15 protein-coding genes are annotated in these 15,623 nt (G+C 55.2%); 12 read left to right on the top strand and 3 right to left on the bottom strand.

The window, feature by feature from the left end; translation table 11 throughout:
* The first annotated feature begins 19 nt into the window (after positions 1-19).
* From IPN69_17385 to IPN69_17400, 4 genes are all read left to right on the top strand, one after another.
* On the top strand, positions 20-235 hold the full coding sequence (locus IPN69_17385) for a hypothetical protein (protein ID MBK8812485.1): 216 nt from the start codon (positions 20-22) through the stop codon (positions 233-235).
* A gap of 63 nt (positions 236-298) precedes the next feature.
* Positions 299-1,309 (top strand): glycosyl hydrolase, encoded by a 1,011-nt coding sequence (locus IPN69_17390; GenBank protein MBK8812486.1) that lies wholly within the window; start codon positions 299-301, stop codon positions 1,307-1,309.
* Positions 1,310-1,318: 9 nt separating this feature from the next.
* Positions 1,319-1,510, top strand: coding sequence for a hypothetical protein (locus tag IPN69_17395; GenBank protein MBK8812487.1), 192 nt, complete (start codon positions 1,319-1,321; stop codon positions 1,508-1,510).
* Positions 1,507-2,559: a 3-oxoacyl-ACP synthase III family protein gene (locus IPN69_17400; GenBank protein ID MBK8812488.1), complete on the top strand. Its 1,053-nt coding sequence runs from the start codon at positions 1,507-1,509 to the stop codon at positions 2,557-2,559. Before IPN69_17395 ends, IPN69_17400 begins: the two co-directional genes overlap by 4 nt.
* Positions 2,560-2,565: 6 nt before the next feature.
* Here the strand turns inward: IPN69_17400 and IPN69_17405 are convergent, their stop codons facing one another.
* Positions 2,566-3,177, bottom strand: coding sequence for a TetR/AcrR family transcriptional regulator (locus tag IPN69_17405; protein MBK8812489.1), 612 nt, complete (start codon positions 3,175-3,177; stop codon positions 2,566-2,568).
* Positions 3,178-3,362: 185 nt separating this feature from the next.
* Between IPN69_17405 and IPN69_17410 the strand changes: the two genes are divergently transcribed.
* The 8 genes from IPN69_17410 (at position 3,363) to IPN69_17445 (ending at position 12,021) form a co-directional block, all read left to right on the top strand.
* Positions 3,363-4,454 carry a sterol desaturase family protein gene (locus IPN69_17410; protein ID MBK8812490.1) on the top strand — a complete coding sequence of 364 codons (1,092 nt, stop codon included), beginning with the start codon at positions 3,363-3,365 and terminating at the stop codon, positions 4,452-4,454.
* A complete protein-coding gene (locus IPN69_17415) occupies positions 4,451-5,875 on the top strand; it encodes an aldehyde dehydrogenase family protein (protein ID MBK8812491.1) in 1,425 nt (474 codons plus the stop codon). The genes IPN69_17410 and IPN69_17415 overlap by 4 nt, the downstream gene beginning before the upstream one ends.
* A gap of 11 nt (positions 5,876-5,886) precedes the next feature.
* Positions 5,887-7,536 (top strand): metalloprotease TldD, encoded by a 1,650-nt coding sequence (gene tldD, locus IPN69_17420; GenBank protein ID MBK8812492.1) that lies wholly within the window; start codon positions 5,887-5,889, stop codon positions 7,534-7,536.
* 122 nt (positions 7,537-7,658) lie between these two features.
* A complete protein-coding gene (locus tag IPN69_17425) occupies positions 7,659-9,008 on the top strand; it encodes a TldD/PmbA family protein (protein MBK8812493.1) in 1,350 nt (449 codons plus the stop codon).
* A gap of 19 nt (positions 9,009-9,027) precedes the next feature.
* Positions 9,028-9,246: a hypothetical protein gene (locus IPN69_17430; protein MBK8812494.1), complete on the top strand. Its 219-nt coding sequence runs from the start codon at positions 9,028-9,030 to the stop codon at positions 9,244-9,246.
* Positions 9,247-9,655: 409 nt separating this feature from the next.
* Positions 9,656-10,894 carry a Na+/H+ antiporter NhaA gene (nhaA, locus tag IPN69_17435; protein ID MBK8812495.1) on the top strand — a complete coding sequence of 413 codons (1,239 nt, stop codon included), beginning with the start codon at positions 9,656-9,658 and terminating at the stop codon, positions 10,892-10,894.
* 518 nt (positions 10,895-11,412) lie between these two features.
* Positions 11,413-11,850: a hypothetical protein gene (locus IPN69_17440; GenBank protein MBK8812496.1), complete on the top strand. Its 438-nt coding sequence runs from the start codon at positions 11,413-11,415 to the stop codon at positions 11,848-11,850.
* Positions 11,851-11,865: 15 nt separating this feature from the next.
* Positions 11,866-12,021, top strand: coding sequence for a hypothetical protein (locus IPN69_17445; GenBank protein ID MBK8812497.1), 156 nt, complete (start codon positions 11,866-11,868; stop codon positions 12,019-12,021).
* Positions 12,022-12,398: 377 nt separating this feature from the next.
* On the opposite strand, the gene IPN69_17450 is transcribed toward IPN69_17445, so the two are convergent.
* Together IPN69_17450 and IPN69_17455 are read right to left on the bottom strand one after the other, a co-directional pair.
* Positions 12,399-13,364: a hypothetical protein gene (locus IPN69_17450; protein ID MBK8812498.1), complete on the bottom strand. Its 966-nt coding sequence runs from the start codon at positions 13,362-13,364 to the stop codon at positions 12,399-12,401.
* The gene (locus IPN69_17455; GenBank protein MBK8812499.1) at positions 13,361-15,538 is read right to left on the bottom strand and encodes a DPP IV N-terminal domain-containing protein; all 2,178 of its coding nucleotides are present in this window, start codon (positions 15,536-15,538) and stop codon (positions 13,361-13,363) included. The genes IPN69_17450 and IPN69_17455 overlap by 4 nt, the downstream gene beginning before the upstream one ends.
* Between the last annotated feature and the right edge of the window lie 85 nt (positions 15,539-15,623).

Below are 15,623 nucleotides of genomic sequence, written 5' to 3' on the forward strand. Positions count from 1 at the left end.
TCAAGTAAAGCGGATTGATTTGAACGGCGCCGGCATTCGATTTTCGTCGACGATTTCAAATATCGGAAACACGCCGACCGTGATGTCGATTGCCGGCACCGCCAATCGGATCGTCCGCAATCACAAATATGATTCACTTTATCGCCTGACCGAGGCCGAAGCGAAGAAGAATACGACCGAGGGAGTGCGCGTCAACGCAGAACCGGGCGTTCGCGGCGATTGTTCCGGCGTTTGAGAAAATCGCGAAGTATGCTCAAATGTGAGTCGTGAAAATCATTCTTGCGAGGAACTTTTGACTTTGAAAATTCTTGGACTTTTGTTGATGTTCGGTGCGGCGCTGGCCTCCACGGCTAACGCGCAATGGCAAAAACAAACCATCGACACAAAATCCGGATTTCGCGGACTTTCGGTCGTCAATGCAAACGTCGTCTGGGCGAGCGGAACCGGCGGCACCTTTGTACGGACGATCGACGGCGGCAAGACCTGGACGGTCGGGAAGGTTCCGGATGCGGACAAGCTCGATTTTCGCGATGTCGAGGCGTTTGATGAGAACACCGCGTTTTTGCTGAGCATCGGAAATGGCGAGAGTTCGCGGATCTACAAAACGACCGACGGCGGAAAGACCTGGAAACTGCATCTCAAAAATTCGAACGAAAAGGCGTTTTTCGATGCCTTCGCGTTTTGGGACAGGACCAATGGGATCGCGATGAGCGACCCTGTCGACGGCAAGTATCTGCTGTATCGCACGACCGACGGCGAGACCTGGAATCCGGTCGATACGACAAAAATGCCGGCTGCCAAGGAATCGGAAGCGGCATTTGCGGCGAGCGGAACGTGCCTCATCACAAAGGGCGCGAAGTCCGCCTATCTCGTTTCGGGCGGCGGCGACGCGCGCGTCTTCCGTTCGACCGACCGCGGCGCGACGTGGGTCGTCGCCGAGACGCCGATCGTCAAAGGCTCTGCCGGAAGCGGAATCTTCTCGATCGCCGTTTTCGATGCGCTGAACGGCGTCATCGTCGGCGGGAACTACGAAAAGCCGGAAGAAATTGCGGGCAATCTCGCGTTCACGAAAAACGGCGGCAAGACCTGGATCGCCGGAAGCGGCTTGTCGGGGTATCGTTCGGGCGTCGTGTTTGTCGACAAGAAAACGATCGTCGCGGTCGGAACGAACGGCTCGGACATTTCGACCGACGGCGGCACGTCGTGGAAGAATCTTGACAAGGAAAACTACAACGCCGTTCAAGCGAAAGGCAAAACTGCAGTCTGGGCGGTCGGGCCGAACGGAATGATCGCGAAATTGGCACATTGAGATTTTGGATTGGGGTTTGTGATTTCGGATTTCAGAGAAGCCGGATTCCGGATTCTGGCTTCCAGATTCCAGATTCCAGATTCCAGATTCCAGATTCCAGATTCCAGATTCCAAATTCCAAATTCCAAAATCGAAAATCGAAAATCGAAAATCGAAAATCGAAAATCCAAAATCCAAAATCCAAAATCCAAAATCGAATGACTATTATCAAAGGAACCGGAAGTGTCTTGCCCGATCTCGTCGTCGCGAACTCGGCGTTCAACGATCGTGTTTTTTACGACAAAAGCGGCGCGAAACTCGAGCGGCAGGGAAGCGAGGCGGCGGCGAAACTCGAGGCGATCACGGGCATCCGCGAGCGCCGCTACGTGCCGTTCGATCAGGATTCGCGGCCGCTGATGACCGACGCGGCGCGTATTGCGATCGCAGATTCGGGGATCGATCCCGAAAAACTCGACGGCATCATCGTCGCGCATAACGCCGGGAATATGGTGATCGGCGAAAAGGTCTTTCATACGGTCCCGAATATGGCGGCGTATTTGAAAAACGAACTCGAGATAGCAAATCACGAATGCTTCGCCTACGATCTGCTGTTCGCCTGTCCCGGCTGGCTGCAGGCGCTGATCCAGGCGCACCAGTCGATCCAGGCCGGTGACGCCGAGAACGTATTGGTGGTCGGGATCGAGATCGCTTCGAGATTGCTCGACCCGCACGACCTCGATTCGATGATCCTCGCCGACGGATGCGGCGCCGCGGTGCTTTCAAGGGGCGAAGGCGGCGTCCTCGCGCACGCGACCTTTTCCCACGCCCAACGGGACATCGGCAACATCTATCTCGGCAAGTCGAACAATCCGGAACTCGACGGCCACTGTTGGTTCAAAATGAACGGCAAGGAAGTTTACCGATACGCCACGACGTGGGTTCCGAAAGTGATTCGCAAGGCGCTCGAAAAAGCCTCAATCGAGCCTGCTGATGTCGATCTGTTTCTTTTCCATCAGGCGAACGACAAACTCATCCAGGCGATCGCCGGACATCTGGCGGAATCTTTCGGGATCGAACCGTCCGTCTTCGACGGCAAGCTTCCGATGACGATCGGTTTCTTGGGAAACACGTCGGTCGCGACGATCCCGACGATGCTCGATCTGATCCGAAAGGGAAATCTCGGCGATTATTCGATCAGTGAGGGCCAGACGGTCGTGATGGCGTCGGTCGGCGCCGGGATGCACTGCAACGCGGTGGTCTACAGGTTCTGAGCGGGATCAGCAGACTTTCTGAACGAATTCTTCGAGCATTTCGACGGCCAGTTCTTTCATTTCTTCGGGCGATTTCCCGTCCAATCCGGTCGCAGCCATCAAGAACGGTTGAAACAGTACCCATCCCATCGCCATTCCGCCCATTGCGAACGCGAGAACTTCCGGTTCGTGACGCGTTTCACGGTCCGATTCCGAAAGTCGCTTCTTGAGGAGTTCGACGAGGTGCTGCATTACCGGAAACATATTCTGGAGCAGGCGCGGATCGACGCCGTCGATCATCGCGCGGGCGAGCGCGACCTGCCGCCAACGGTCCTTTTCGAATGTTTCGAACATCGGAAGGATATTCCCCTCCAGTTTTTCAATCTTCGAAACGATCTCTGCGACATTGCCGAGCTCGCGTGAATGAACCGCCATTATCAAGGCGTTCTTTGATCCGAAGTGCCGGTATATGAGCGGATGCTTGACCTTCGCGGCGTGAGCGATCTCGCGGATGGAGATCTCGCTCGGACCGCGTTTGAGCAGAAGTTTCTCGGTCGCGTCGAGGATCGATTTCCGGACCGCATCACGCCCTTTCGGCGTTCGTCTTACAGCGGCTTTTGAATGGCTCGTACGATTCATTTAGGTTGATATCCTAACACATTAGGCGTTTTGGGCCGATTCTTGACAAGTGTTACCAGCGGTAGCATAATCGTCTTGGCAGAGTGTTAACTCATTCCGCCGGGCGTTTTGATTAGAGTCGATTTGTCGGGGGGTAGATCGGTTTTGATATCAAGGCGCCCTTCTTTTTTTGCCCAAACGAAAATATGAATGAGCCGTTGTTCGGAATCGAGAATTTCGACGGATACGTCGTCGTCGGGATAGTCCTGACGTTCAGCCTTTTGGAGGCGTTGGCGGGCAAACTCGCTTCGTCCAAACGGACTTTCGGCGATTGGGTCCAGGAGGCGGGCGGATTTCTCGTGCTTTCATTCGCGATCAAGCCGCTGATCGTGCTTTCGGCATATTTCGTCGGACATTGGCTGATCCCGGATTTTCAGAACACGGTCGCGAATCTTAGTTTGCCGTTGGTCTTTGTCTTGTATCTTCTGGTCGATGACGTTCTCCAATACTGGTATCACCGTTTTGGACACGAGTATCAATTCTTGTGGAAGCTTCATCGGCCCCACCATCAGGCCGAGGAGATGGGCTTCTTCGTTTCATACCGGAATGCCGGGCTCTACTATTTGCTGATGCCGAATATCTGGTGGCTGGGATTGGCGGTCTTTCTCGGCGCAGCTCAGGCGGTCGCGCTTGCCTTGATCGCTAAGCAGCTGATCATTATCAGTTCCCACAGCACCGTCCGTTGGGACGAGTTCTTGTACAACCGCCCGGTCTTCAATCCGCTGACGACGATTCTGGAACGAATCTTTATCACACCCGCATTTCACTATTCGCACCACGGGAAATCGATGATCGACGGCGTCAGCGATCCGAACGGCAATTACGGCAATATGTTCTCGATCTGGGACCAGCTGTTCGGAACCGCGAAGTTCACCCGGCAGTTTCCGGTTTCTCTCGGCCTCGTCAACGATCCGCGAGACAGTTGGGCGTCGAGTTATTTCTATCCTCTTGTCGCTTCGGACAAAGCCGGCAGCGAGATCTCGCGCGGTCACCGCAAGATCTCGACGGTCTCGAACGAACCCGCGACCTGCGAGTTTGAAAAGGGGGAGAAATTCCTCTGGTGTCGTTGCGGAAAGAGCCAAAACCAGCCGTTCTGCGACGGGTCGCATCACGGGACGAAATTCAAGCCGTTGCTTTGTGAATCGAGGCGCGATGGAAAGTCGAAATTGTGCAACTGCAAGCTAACAAAATCGCCGCCGTTTTGCGATAATTCACATAAGCAGGCGGAGGAATTATGACGAGTGCGACACGGCAGGCGATAGCAAGCGAATATCGGCGCGTTTTCGACCTTCAGCGCGAGAACCAATACAACATCGGCAATACGGGCGCGAGCGAACGGCGCGAAAAGATCAGGCTTTTGCGCCGCGCCGTCGAGGTCGACTACCGCGACGCGATTCGCGACGCGTGTCAGAAGGATCTCGGAAAGGCGCCCCCCGAAACCGATCTGACCGAGGTTTTTCCGATCACCTCGGAGGCGAAGCATACGGGCCGCCACCTGCGCAGATGGCTCAAGCCGCAGCGCGTCTCGACGCCGCTCTCGCTGTTCGGATCGTCTTCGTGGATCAAACACGAGCCGAAAGGCGTTTGTCTCATCATCTCCCCCTGGAATTTTCCGTTCAATCTCACGTTCGGCCCGCTCATATCGGCGATCGCCGCAGGAAACTGCGTCATCCTCAAGCCGTCGGAAATGACGCCCAATTGCGCGAAAGTAATGCGCGAGATCATCGGCGAACTTTTCAATGAGAACGAGGTCGCCGTTTTCGAGGGCGGGGTCGACGTTTCGACCGCGTTGCTTGAACTTCCGTTCAACCACATCTTTTTCACCGGCGCGCCGTCGGTTGGCAAGATCGTGATGACGGCCGCCGCCAAACATCTGGCCTCGGTGACGCTCGAACTCGGCGGCAAATCGCCGACGATCGTCGACGAATCGGCCGATATCAAGAACGCGGCGCGAATGATCGCTTGGGGAAAATTCGGCAACAACGGTCAGATCTGCATCGCTCCGGATTACATCTTTGTCCACGAAAGCAAGCACGACGAACTCGCCGCGATGCTCGGCCGGCAACTGGTCGAATTCTACGGCGATGAGCCGGAAACGTCCGAGAGTTACGCGCGCATCGTCAATCACAGGCATTACGACCGGATCATCGGCTATATCGAGGACGCCGTTTCAAAAGGCGCCAAACTCCTCGCCGGCGGACGCGGCAATCGCGAAAAACACTTCATCGAGCCGACGCTGATCGAGGACGTGCCGGTTGAATCGGAACTGATGGCGAACGAGATCTTCGGGCCGGTGTTGCCGTTGTTCTCGTATCGGAACATCGACGAGGCGATCGGGTTCATCGAATCGCGCGACAAGCCGCTGGCGCTCTATATCTACAGCCGGAACAATTCGAACATCAACCGCATCATCGACAACACGCGGGCGGGCGGGACGTGCATCAACAACAATGACGTCCACTTCTTCAACAGCAACCTGCCCTTCGGGGGCGTCAACAACAGCGGAATCGGCAAAAGCCACGGCCGCTTCGGCTTCGAAGCGTTCTCAAACCCGCGCGGCGTTCTAAAACAGGTTTTGCCGAGCAGTCTGCAACTGATGATGCCGCCGTATACCGACTTCAAGCGCAAACTGATAGAACTGACGGTCAAGTGGCTGTGACGATTTGCGATTTGCGATTGGGGATTGCAGGGATTGGGGATTTGGGATTCCAGATTCCAGATTCCAGATTTCAAATTCCAGATTCCGAATTCCAAATTCCAGATATTCCAGATATTCCAGATTTCAAATTCCAGAAATCGCAAATCGCAAATCGCAAATCGCAAATCGCAAATCGCAAATCCCAATTCCCCGATCGTCTTGGTAGAATGTTTGCCGGAGAATTCTCGATGTTGAAAAATCACTTGCTCGACACCTGCTTTCAAGTAACTCAAGAGCAAATCACGAAAATCTTGGCGGCCGCCCTCGCGAAAGGCGCCGAATTCGCCGATGTCTTTCTCGAGTACCGGATAAGTTCAAATCTCTCGTTTGAAGAAGATATCGTCAAACAGGCGCGCCGCGGGATCGTTTCCGGCGTCGGTATCCGCGCCGTCAAAGGCGATCAGATCGGGTTCGCGTTCTCGGAGGAGTTGACGACAGAAAAGATGGTCGAAGCCGCAAAAGCGGCGGCTTCGATCGCCGCGGACAACACTGCGCGGACGCGAATCGTGCCCGTCAGCGAGTTGAAGCCGAAAGACCTTTACCGTATTGGCGAGTCCGCGACGGATGCGGAACTTACGAAGAAACTCGGGTTCATCAAGCAAGCGAACACGGCCGCAAAGGCGCACGATCCGACGATCGTCCGCGTCAATGTAAACTTCAATGACGAGGTCCGCCACCTCGTTTACGTCAACAGCGACGGCGTTTACTGGGAGGATTCGCAGCCGATGTTCGTTTTTTCGACAGTCTGCATCGCCGAACGTGACGGACGCCGCGAGACCGGCTTTGCGTCGGGCGGCGGACGCATCGGGCTCGAGTATTTCGACCAAAAACGCAAGGCCTCGGACATCGCGAAGGATGCCGCACGGATCGCGGTATTGAATTTGTCGGCGGTCGAGATCGACGCCGGACTGAAGACGGTCGTCCTCGGCAACGCGGAAAGCGCGGTCCTGCTTCACGAAGCGGTCGGTCACGGGCTCGAAGCCGACTTCAACTACAAGAACCTTTCAAACTACTCGGGCCGGGTCGGCGAAAAGGTCGCGTCCGATCAATGCACCGTCGTCGACGAGGGATTGTTCGAGAATATGCGCGGTACGATCAATGTTGATGACGAGGGAAATTCTCCGCAGAGCACCGTTCTGATCGAGAACGGAATTCTTCGCGGATATATGAACGACCGCATTTCGGCCAAAAAACTCGGCGTCAGCTCTTCGGGCAACGGGCGCCGGCAGGCTTACAACTATCCGCCGATGCCGCGAATGACGAACACTTACCTTCGCGCCGGGACTTTCTCGGCCGAGGGAATTCTGGAATCGGTCAAAAGCGGAATTTACGCGAAGAGTTTCACGGGCGGCAACGTCGACATCACCAAGGGCGACTTCACTTTCAGCTGTTCCGAGGCGTATCTGATCGAAGACGGCAAGATCACGACGCCGGTGAAGGGCGCGACGCTCGTCGGAAACGGCCCCGACGTGATGACCAAGGTGGCGATGGTCGGCGACGATCTGAAGTTCACCGACGGCGGCTGGACCTGCGGCAAGAACGGTCAAATGGTACCGGTCGGTATGGGGACCCCGACCGTCAAGGTCTCCGAGATCACGGTCGGCGGCACAAAAGTCAGATGATCTCGGATTTGGGATTTCGGATTTCGGATTTGTGATTTTAGAATCCAACAGATCAAGCAGCGGAAAGCTGAAATCGAAGACATCCCAAATCCGAAATCCCAAATCCGAAATCCAAAATCGAAATGCTTGATTACAGAAATTTTGCGACAGACTTGGTTGCGGCGCTCCGGAAGCAGGGCGCCGATGCGTGCGACGTTTATATCAGTTCATCGACCGGGTTCAAAACGACTGTCCGGCTCGGCGCGATCGAGAAACTCCAGCAGTCGACGAGCAAGGGCCTCGGTTTGCGAGTGTTCAAGAACGGAGCGACGGCGCTGACGTTCACGACCGATTTTCAGGACAAAACGATCGGCGATCTAGTCAAAGAAACGCTCGAGATCGTCAAAGTATCGAACGCGGACGAGTTCAATTGTCTCGCGCCGAAAGACGCTTTGGGGGAGTATGACGGGACTTTGATGCTCTTCGACGAGAGAATTTCAGAGGTTACTCCGGAACGGAAAATAGAAATGGTCCGCGAGTTGGAGGACGCCGGCCGTGCCTTCGACAAACGGATCACGAATTCGAACGGCGCGAGTTGGTCGAATTTGGCCGCGCAGGTAACGCTTGCGAATTCCGACGGATTCGTCGGGCAATATCAAACCACAAGCGCGAGTATGTCGGTCTATCTGGTGGCCGAGGAAAACGGAGTCAAGCAGCGCGACGGTTGGTACAGTTTCAACCGCTTTTTTGAAAAGCTCGACTCCCCCGTTTCGATCGGCGAAACGGCCGCGCGCCGCACCGTTGCGCGGCTCGGCGGCCGGAAGGTCAGGTCGCAGGCGGTTCCGGTCGTGCTTGACCCGGAAGTCGCAGGCGATTTTGTCGGGATGATATTCAGCGCCGCCGCCGGATTCAACGTCTACCGGCGCGCGTCGTATCTGATCGGCAAGCTTGGTGAGGAGATCGTGGCGCCGGCGATCACGATCATCGATGACGCGACGATCGAAGACGGACCCGCCTCACGACCTTTCGATGCCGAAGGCGTGCGATCGGCGCCGCTGACAGTCATTGAGAACGGCGTTCTCAAAACCTACGCCTGCGACGCCTATTCTGCAAAACGTTTGAATTCGCTAGTTACCGGGAATTCGGGGCGCGGATACGCGGCCGGCCCGGGTGTCGTCGCGAGCAACCTCTATCTCAAGAACGGCACGACCGATCCGAAGGACATCGTTAGATCGGTCCGAAACGGTTTGTATCTGACCGAGATGTTCGGCTCGGGCGTAAACAGTGTAACCGGGGATTTTTCGCAGGGCGCGAGCGGGTTTTGGATCGAGAATGGCGAGATCACGTATCCGGTTCAGGAAATCACAATCGCCGGCAACGTATTGAAGGTCCTCGAAAACGTCGTCGCGATCGGGAACGATCTGACTTTCAAACGCGGCAGCACGGCTTCGCCGACCTTGCTCGTATCCGAAATGACCGTCGGCGGCGAATGAGTCGGGTTTAGGCCGGTTGATGTCCGCAGGGTTCCAGGAATTCAGGATTCCAGGATTCCAAATTCCAGGATTTCAGGATTTCAGGATTCCAAATTCCAGGATTCCAAATTCTAGGATTCCAGGAATTCAGGATTCCAGGATTCCAGGAGTTCAGGATTCCAGGAGTTCAGGAGTTCAGGATTCCAGGAACCCGTCGGAAAGATCGATTCAGTGTGCGGAGCACATGCACGTACGATAGCACCACGTGAAGCGGAGCGGAACGTGGTGGACCGTCGCGCCGATTTCCCAAGCGTGTGTAACACGCGCAACTCTCGTTGTTGCAACGGATCCGCGAGTTTCACATGCTCGCTTGAACTGTTCGCGCGTGACACCCGGGTTCCGCTCCGCTTAACGCCCGAGTCCCCAAACGTGTGTAACACGCGTAACTCTCATTCTTGCAACAGATCCGCGTGTTACACACGCTCGCTGGAGTTGATCGCGGCTGACACCACGTGAAGCGGAGCGGAACGTGGTGTTATCGTAGGTGCGTGTGCTCCGCACACTTGAATCGATTTTTCCGACAGTCTCCAAGAATCAAGATTCCAGAGGATGTGAGATTCGACCTCTGGCTTTTTCTCCGAGGGCACCGAATGCGCTAAAATCCGGCTATGGCAAGAACCAAACAGAGAAGATTAACCCGAACATTCACGGAGTTTTTCGATTCCGAAAAATCGAGCGGAATCGTGATGATTCTCTGCACGGTGATCTCATTGATCCTAGCGAACTCTGTGTTTGGAGAAAGATATCTCGGATTCTGGCATCTGAATCTCGCCGGTCTGAGCGTCGAACTCTGGATCAACGATTTGCTGATGGCGATCTTTTTCTTGCTGATCGGGCTCGAGCTCGAGCGCGAAATGTACAGCGGAGAACTGTCGAACGTCAGGACGGCGCTGCTTCCGATATTTGCCGCGCTCGGCGGAATTGCGGTTCCGGCGGCGATCCATTTCGTTTTCAACAACGGGCTTCCGACGCAGGCGGGCATCGGAATTCCGATGGCGACCGATATCGCTTTTGCGCTCGGCGTGTTGGCGCTTGTCGGGAGTCGTGTGCCCGCTTCGCTTAAGGTCTTTCTCGCTGCGCTCGCGGTCATCGACGACCTTTGCGCGATCATCGTCATCGCCGTGTTTTACAGCGGAAAACTGTCGCTCGCCTTTCTCGCCGGATCGCTTGCGGTCTGGTTGGCTCTGTTTCTGCTCAACAAGGTCGCGCGTGTTCAGAGTCTGATACCGTACTTGATCGGCGGCGCGCTGATGTGGTTTTTGATGCTTAAGTCGGGCGTCCACGCGACCATCGCCGGAGTTCTGCTCGCGTTCACGATCCCGTTCACGGCAAAGGAAGACGACGAGGAATCGCCGTCATATCGGCTTGAGCATTTTCTGACCAAGCCGGTCGCGTTTGTGATTTTGCCGATCTTTGCGCTGGCGAACACCGGAATCGTGTTCGGGGCGGATTCGATCCCGGCACTCGGCGGAACCAACGAGATCGGAATTATGGCGGGACTCGTCGTCGGCAAACCGATCGGCATCACGCTCGCAACGTTCGGCGCGGTCGCATTCGGAATCGCGAAAATGCCGCTCGATCTGGGATGGAAACACATCATCGGTGCCGGACTTCTCGGCGGAATCGGCTTCACGATGTCGATCTTTATCACGAACCTTGCCTTTGCCGGCAACGTAGTTGAGATCAACGGTTCGAAAATGGCGATCCTTCTTGCTTCGCTGACAGCCGGAACGATCGGATTCCTGTGGCTGAGGGCGTTCGGAGCGCCGCTCGAAACGGATGATGACGTCGAGACGATGGATTTTGAAGTGGGAACTGAGAACGGAGAACTGAGAACGGAGAACTGAGAGCTGGGGACTGAGAGGTGAGAACTAGCTAGGAACTGAGAACTGAGAACTGAGAGCTGGGAACTGGGGACTGAGAGGTGAGAACTAGCTAGGAACTGAGAACTGAGAACTGAGAGCTGGGAACTGGGGGCTGAGAGGTGACTAGCTAAGAACTGAGAACTGAGAGCTGGGAACTGAGAACTGAGAACTGAGAGCTGGGAACTGGGGGCCGAGAGCTGGGAACTGGGGACTGAGAACTGAGAACTTAGAACTTCGGTCTTTGACCTTTGACGCGTGTTTCGACACAATTCCAAAAGATCGAAGTTCAAGATTCAAAAATCTAAGTTCTTAGTTCTAAGTTCTCAGATCTAAGATCTCAGTTCTCAGTTCCAAGTTCTCAGATCTAAGCTCTCAGTTCTTAGTTCTCAGTTCTCAGATCTAAGATCTCAGTTCTCAGTTCTCAGTTCCAAGTTCTCAGTTCTCAGTTCTCAGTTCTGAGTTCTCAGTTCTGAGTTCTAAGTTCCAGGATCAATTTCAGTATGCAAAACTTTATAACAGTCCCATTCAAGGCCAAGGCCGACAGCGGATTTTCCGAGATCGACGGTTTCGCGAAATTCTCGCCGGCCGGGATCGTTCTTGAGTTTGAGTCAAAGTTTCTTGGATTCATCAAAAGCGGTGTTAAACAAAACGCGATCGCGCTCGACAAGTTGATGGATGTGAAGTTTCGAAAGGGATTCTTGAAGTTGGGAACGAAGATAGAGATCCGCCTGATGAGCTTTGTCGAACTCAGCAAACTCCCGAATTCGGACGGCAAGATCGTGCTCAAGATCAAACGCGAAGATTTCGAGACTGCCAAAGAAGCCGTCGAACGATTGAACCGGTGTCTCACGGAATTCCGCAGCGAACTTCCGCCGGCCCACACGCCCGTAAGCGTCCTCTTCGACGAAAGCGAGGCCGAAACAGAAGAACTCAAGTGATTTGCGATTTGCGATTTGCGATTTATCGATTCCAGATTCCAGATTCCAGATTCCAGATTCCAGATTCCAGATTCCAGATTCCAGATTCCAGATTCCAGATTCCAGATTCCAGATTCGGGAGCTTTGAAATACCGCCTTGAAGGAAATCGGCGACAGTTTAACCACAGATGAACACGGATCGGCGGGATAGACCCAAATTACTTACTATAGAAAATTTCTTTCCCGCGAACCACGCCAAGAACTCGAAAAATGGCATTTTTGATGTTGTTTTTGGCGTATTTCGGTGCGCCACGAAGTGTGCACAAACCTATGTGGATGAAAGTTCCGCACTACACAATTTGCCGTTCAGGTAGAAGCCGAAGGGACAGGGGTGGAGGAAACGAAGCCGTTGAAGCTCCCGGATGGCAGATCGGTAAGCTGCGTCAGTTAAGCCTCGTTACGCTAGTGACAGCGGCCAAGCGTTCGAAATCGACGAAGCCTGTCACCTTGCCCGAAGCAACGGCAAAGAGCAGGGCAAGGGCTGTCCGGGGTAGGATGAAATAGGCGGATCAGTTGGGCAATAGCCTGAATCTCGCCTTGATCGGAAGTTTTTTACCCTTCAGGTCGCGAAGCTCGATCTCAAAGTCGACCTTTTTCGGAGAACTCACCGAAGAGAGCTCGATGCGGTATGTCATTTTTGTTTCAAGAACAAGCCGCTGTGCCGATTCGTCGAGCAGCTGTTTCGGATCTCCGATAAGCGATGCCGGTTTCTGCCGAGCCGGCAGCTCGGGCAACGTTCCGCCGGGAGTGGTCTTTTGCATGTCGAACATCAGTCCAGAATCGAGGACAATGGTTCGCTGAACCCCGCCCGTCAGTTCGGTCATCGCGTCAATGTTCTCGTCCCGCACCGGGGTCGTCCATTCGGGCCGCGACGTGATATCAATCCCGAAAACCGTAACATCCGAATTCCGGAGCATCTCCTTGACCGCCGACAGCTTCGTCTTCGAAGAAATATCATAACCGGTCCCGAAGATCATCATCACCTTTTTTCTGAGCGGCGATTCGGCGAGCTTCTCAATCGCGAGCGAAGCCGCGTCGAAAACAACCGAACGGGACTTCTTGTCTTCGGTCCCGGCGATCCGCTGCAATTGCGATTCGATCGCCGATCGATCCGATTTCCACGCCGAAACGACTTCCGCCTTTTCATTCGACGAGATGACGCAATAATCGTTCGCGGGGTTGGCCTTTCGAATGTAATTGACTGCGAGGTAAGCCTCGGCTTCGCCGAAGATCCGGTTGTTGACGACGAACGCGACAGCGATCGGTTCGTTTTCTTCAAATTCAAGCCTTGTAATCGAAGGCCGGTCCTTTCCCGCTTTTACGCGAAAATTCTCCGGCTTGAGTCCCGACAGAACGCGGCCGAAGTTGTCGAAGGCCAAAAGCCTGACTTCAAGCTTTTGGCCTTCGACCGACATCGGCAGCACGACGGCCGCAACGGCCGAAAACACCAGCATCGAAATGTATCTCTTGATCATTGTCTTGGCGGCGCCGAAACCCGCGGATCCTGTTTCGGCGTAAGTTTGTATTCCTTCGGCGGTTCCTTGCCGAGGAGATTCTTGACGAAATAATCCCAGCGGCGGCGCATCATATAAAAGCTGTCGGCGCCGTAGCCGTGGCGGGCGTTCGGGAAAATGATCAGGTCAAAGTCCTTGTTTGCCTTCACGAGCGCGTCGACGACGAGATATGTATTGTACGGCGGGACGTTGTCGTCCATTCCGCCGTGCGCGAGCAGCAACTTGCCCTTGAGGTTCTTCGCGTCGAGCTGGTTCGCCTGCTTCTCGTAATTGTCGCCGACGAGCAGCCCGATGTAGCGTTCGCCCCAATCGTCCTCGTAATTGCGGTTGTCGTGGTTGCCTGATTCCGAGATCCCGACCTTGAAGAAATCAGGAAAGCGGAACATCGCCGTCGCGGTCGCGAAACCGCCGCCGGAATGGCCCCAGATGCCGACCCGTTCGAGGTCCATAAACGGATTTTTCGACGCCAGTTCCTTCATTCCGGCGATCTGATCCTCGATCGTGTTGTCGACCATATTCCCATAGCACACGTCGTGAAACGACTTCGAACGGTCCGGATTGCAGGTGCCGTCGATGACGACGACGACGAATCCGAGTTCGGCGAGAGCCTGATTGTCGTTGCGCGCCACCGAGAACGAGCGCGAACCGACGCCGCCGCCCGACGGGCCCGGATAGATGTAGTTGATGACCGGATACTTCTTCGACGGGTCGAGATTCGTCGGCGTGAACATCAGCCCATAGAGATCCCAGCGGCCGTCGCGCGATTTGACCTTCACCGTCGTCGGCGGTTTCCATCCGGTCGCCCTGAGACGCGAAATGTCGGCCGTCTCGAGCGTCGAGATCAGCTTTCCGGTCATATCGCGCAGTGTCGCGACCGGCGGAACGTCGGGTTTCGAATAACTGTCGACGAAATACTTGCCGTCCGGTGAGAGCGTGATCTGATGGTTGCCGTCTTCGGGCGTCAGGAGTTTGAGGTTCTTGCCGTCGAAGTCGATCCGGTAAAAATGGCTGAAGTACGGATCGCGGCCGGCCTCACGGCCGTTCGCCTCGAAGTAAATGACCCGTTTGGCTTCGTCGATCTGGCTTATGCGCGTCACTACGAAATCGCCTTTCGTGATCTGGTTCTTCAGTTTGCCGTTGCCGTCGAAAAGGTACAGATGTCCCCAGTCGTCGCGCTCCGAATACCAGATGAACTCATTCGTCTTCGAGAAATAGCGCCAATTGATCTCGCCCTGGCCCGACTCGTATTGCGTCGCGACCTTTTCTTCCATAATCTCCCGAACATCGCCGGTCGCCGCGTCGGCTATCCGAAGCTTTGCCGATTTGTGGTCGCGGGTCGATGAAACGAAGGCGAGCTTCGACGAATCCTCGCTCCAATGATTGTCGTCGAACGATCCCGTACAGGCGATGTCGTCGCAAAGCGTGCCGCGGCGATCATCGGCCGCGATCTTGAATCGCACGATCTCGGCAGTCTCAACATTGATTACTATTCGCGCGATCTTGATGATCTCTTTGTCGGACGGGAGCGGATACTTCCACGCTTCGAGGCGCGGCGCACCGACGTTGGTCGTCGCGAGGTACATATCGCTGACGTTGCGCTGATCCTGCTGATACGTCGCGACCTTCTTCGAATCCGGCGACCAGATGACGATCGGCCGCGTGCTCTTGCGCCAACCGGCGTTGTCGGTCGCGTAACCGAAATCCTTGATCCCGTCCTTCGTCAGCTGCGTTTCCTTTTTTGTCTCCAGATCGACGACCCAAAGATTCCAGTCGCGAATGAAGACCGCCTTTTTGCCGTCGGGCGACGCGACCTGGTCGCCGCCGCCGCGAAACTGCATCGGCGCCGGCGGAGTCAGCCCGAGCGCTTTGTAATCGGTTCCGGCGACGCGCGATCCGTCCGCGGGATTGATGATGACGAACTCGCTCCCGGTCGCGGTCAGAACTCGATACCAGAATCGTCCGTCGGGCAGAAAGAGCGGGCGAACGCCGCTTCGATCGACAAACGGCGCGGTGTTGTATCCGAGCATTTTTTCGGCGCGGGCGTAATCGTCGGCGGTCAGAGACGTTTGGGCGTGAACACTCACGGTAAGAGCGATCAGAAACAGCGCGGCAAGCATCATCGGGAACTTTTTCATTGAAGCGATTTTACCCGCGAAAGGCCATTTTGAACAAACGCCGCCGACGGTCCGCCGAGGGGAGTTTCGGGAATGTCTTTTTTAC

The organism is Acidobacteriota bacterium (assembly GCA_016715115.1).
Classification (GTDB): domain Bacteria; phylum Acidobacteriota; class Blastocatellia; order Pyrinomonadales; family Pyrinomonadaceae; genus JAFDVJ01.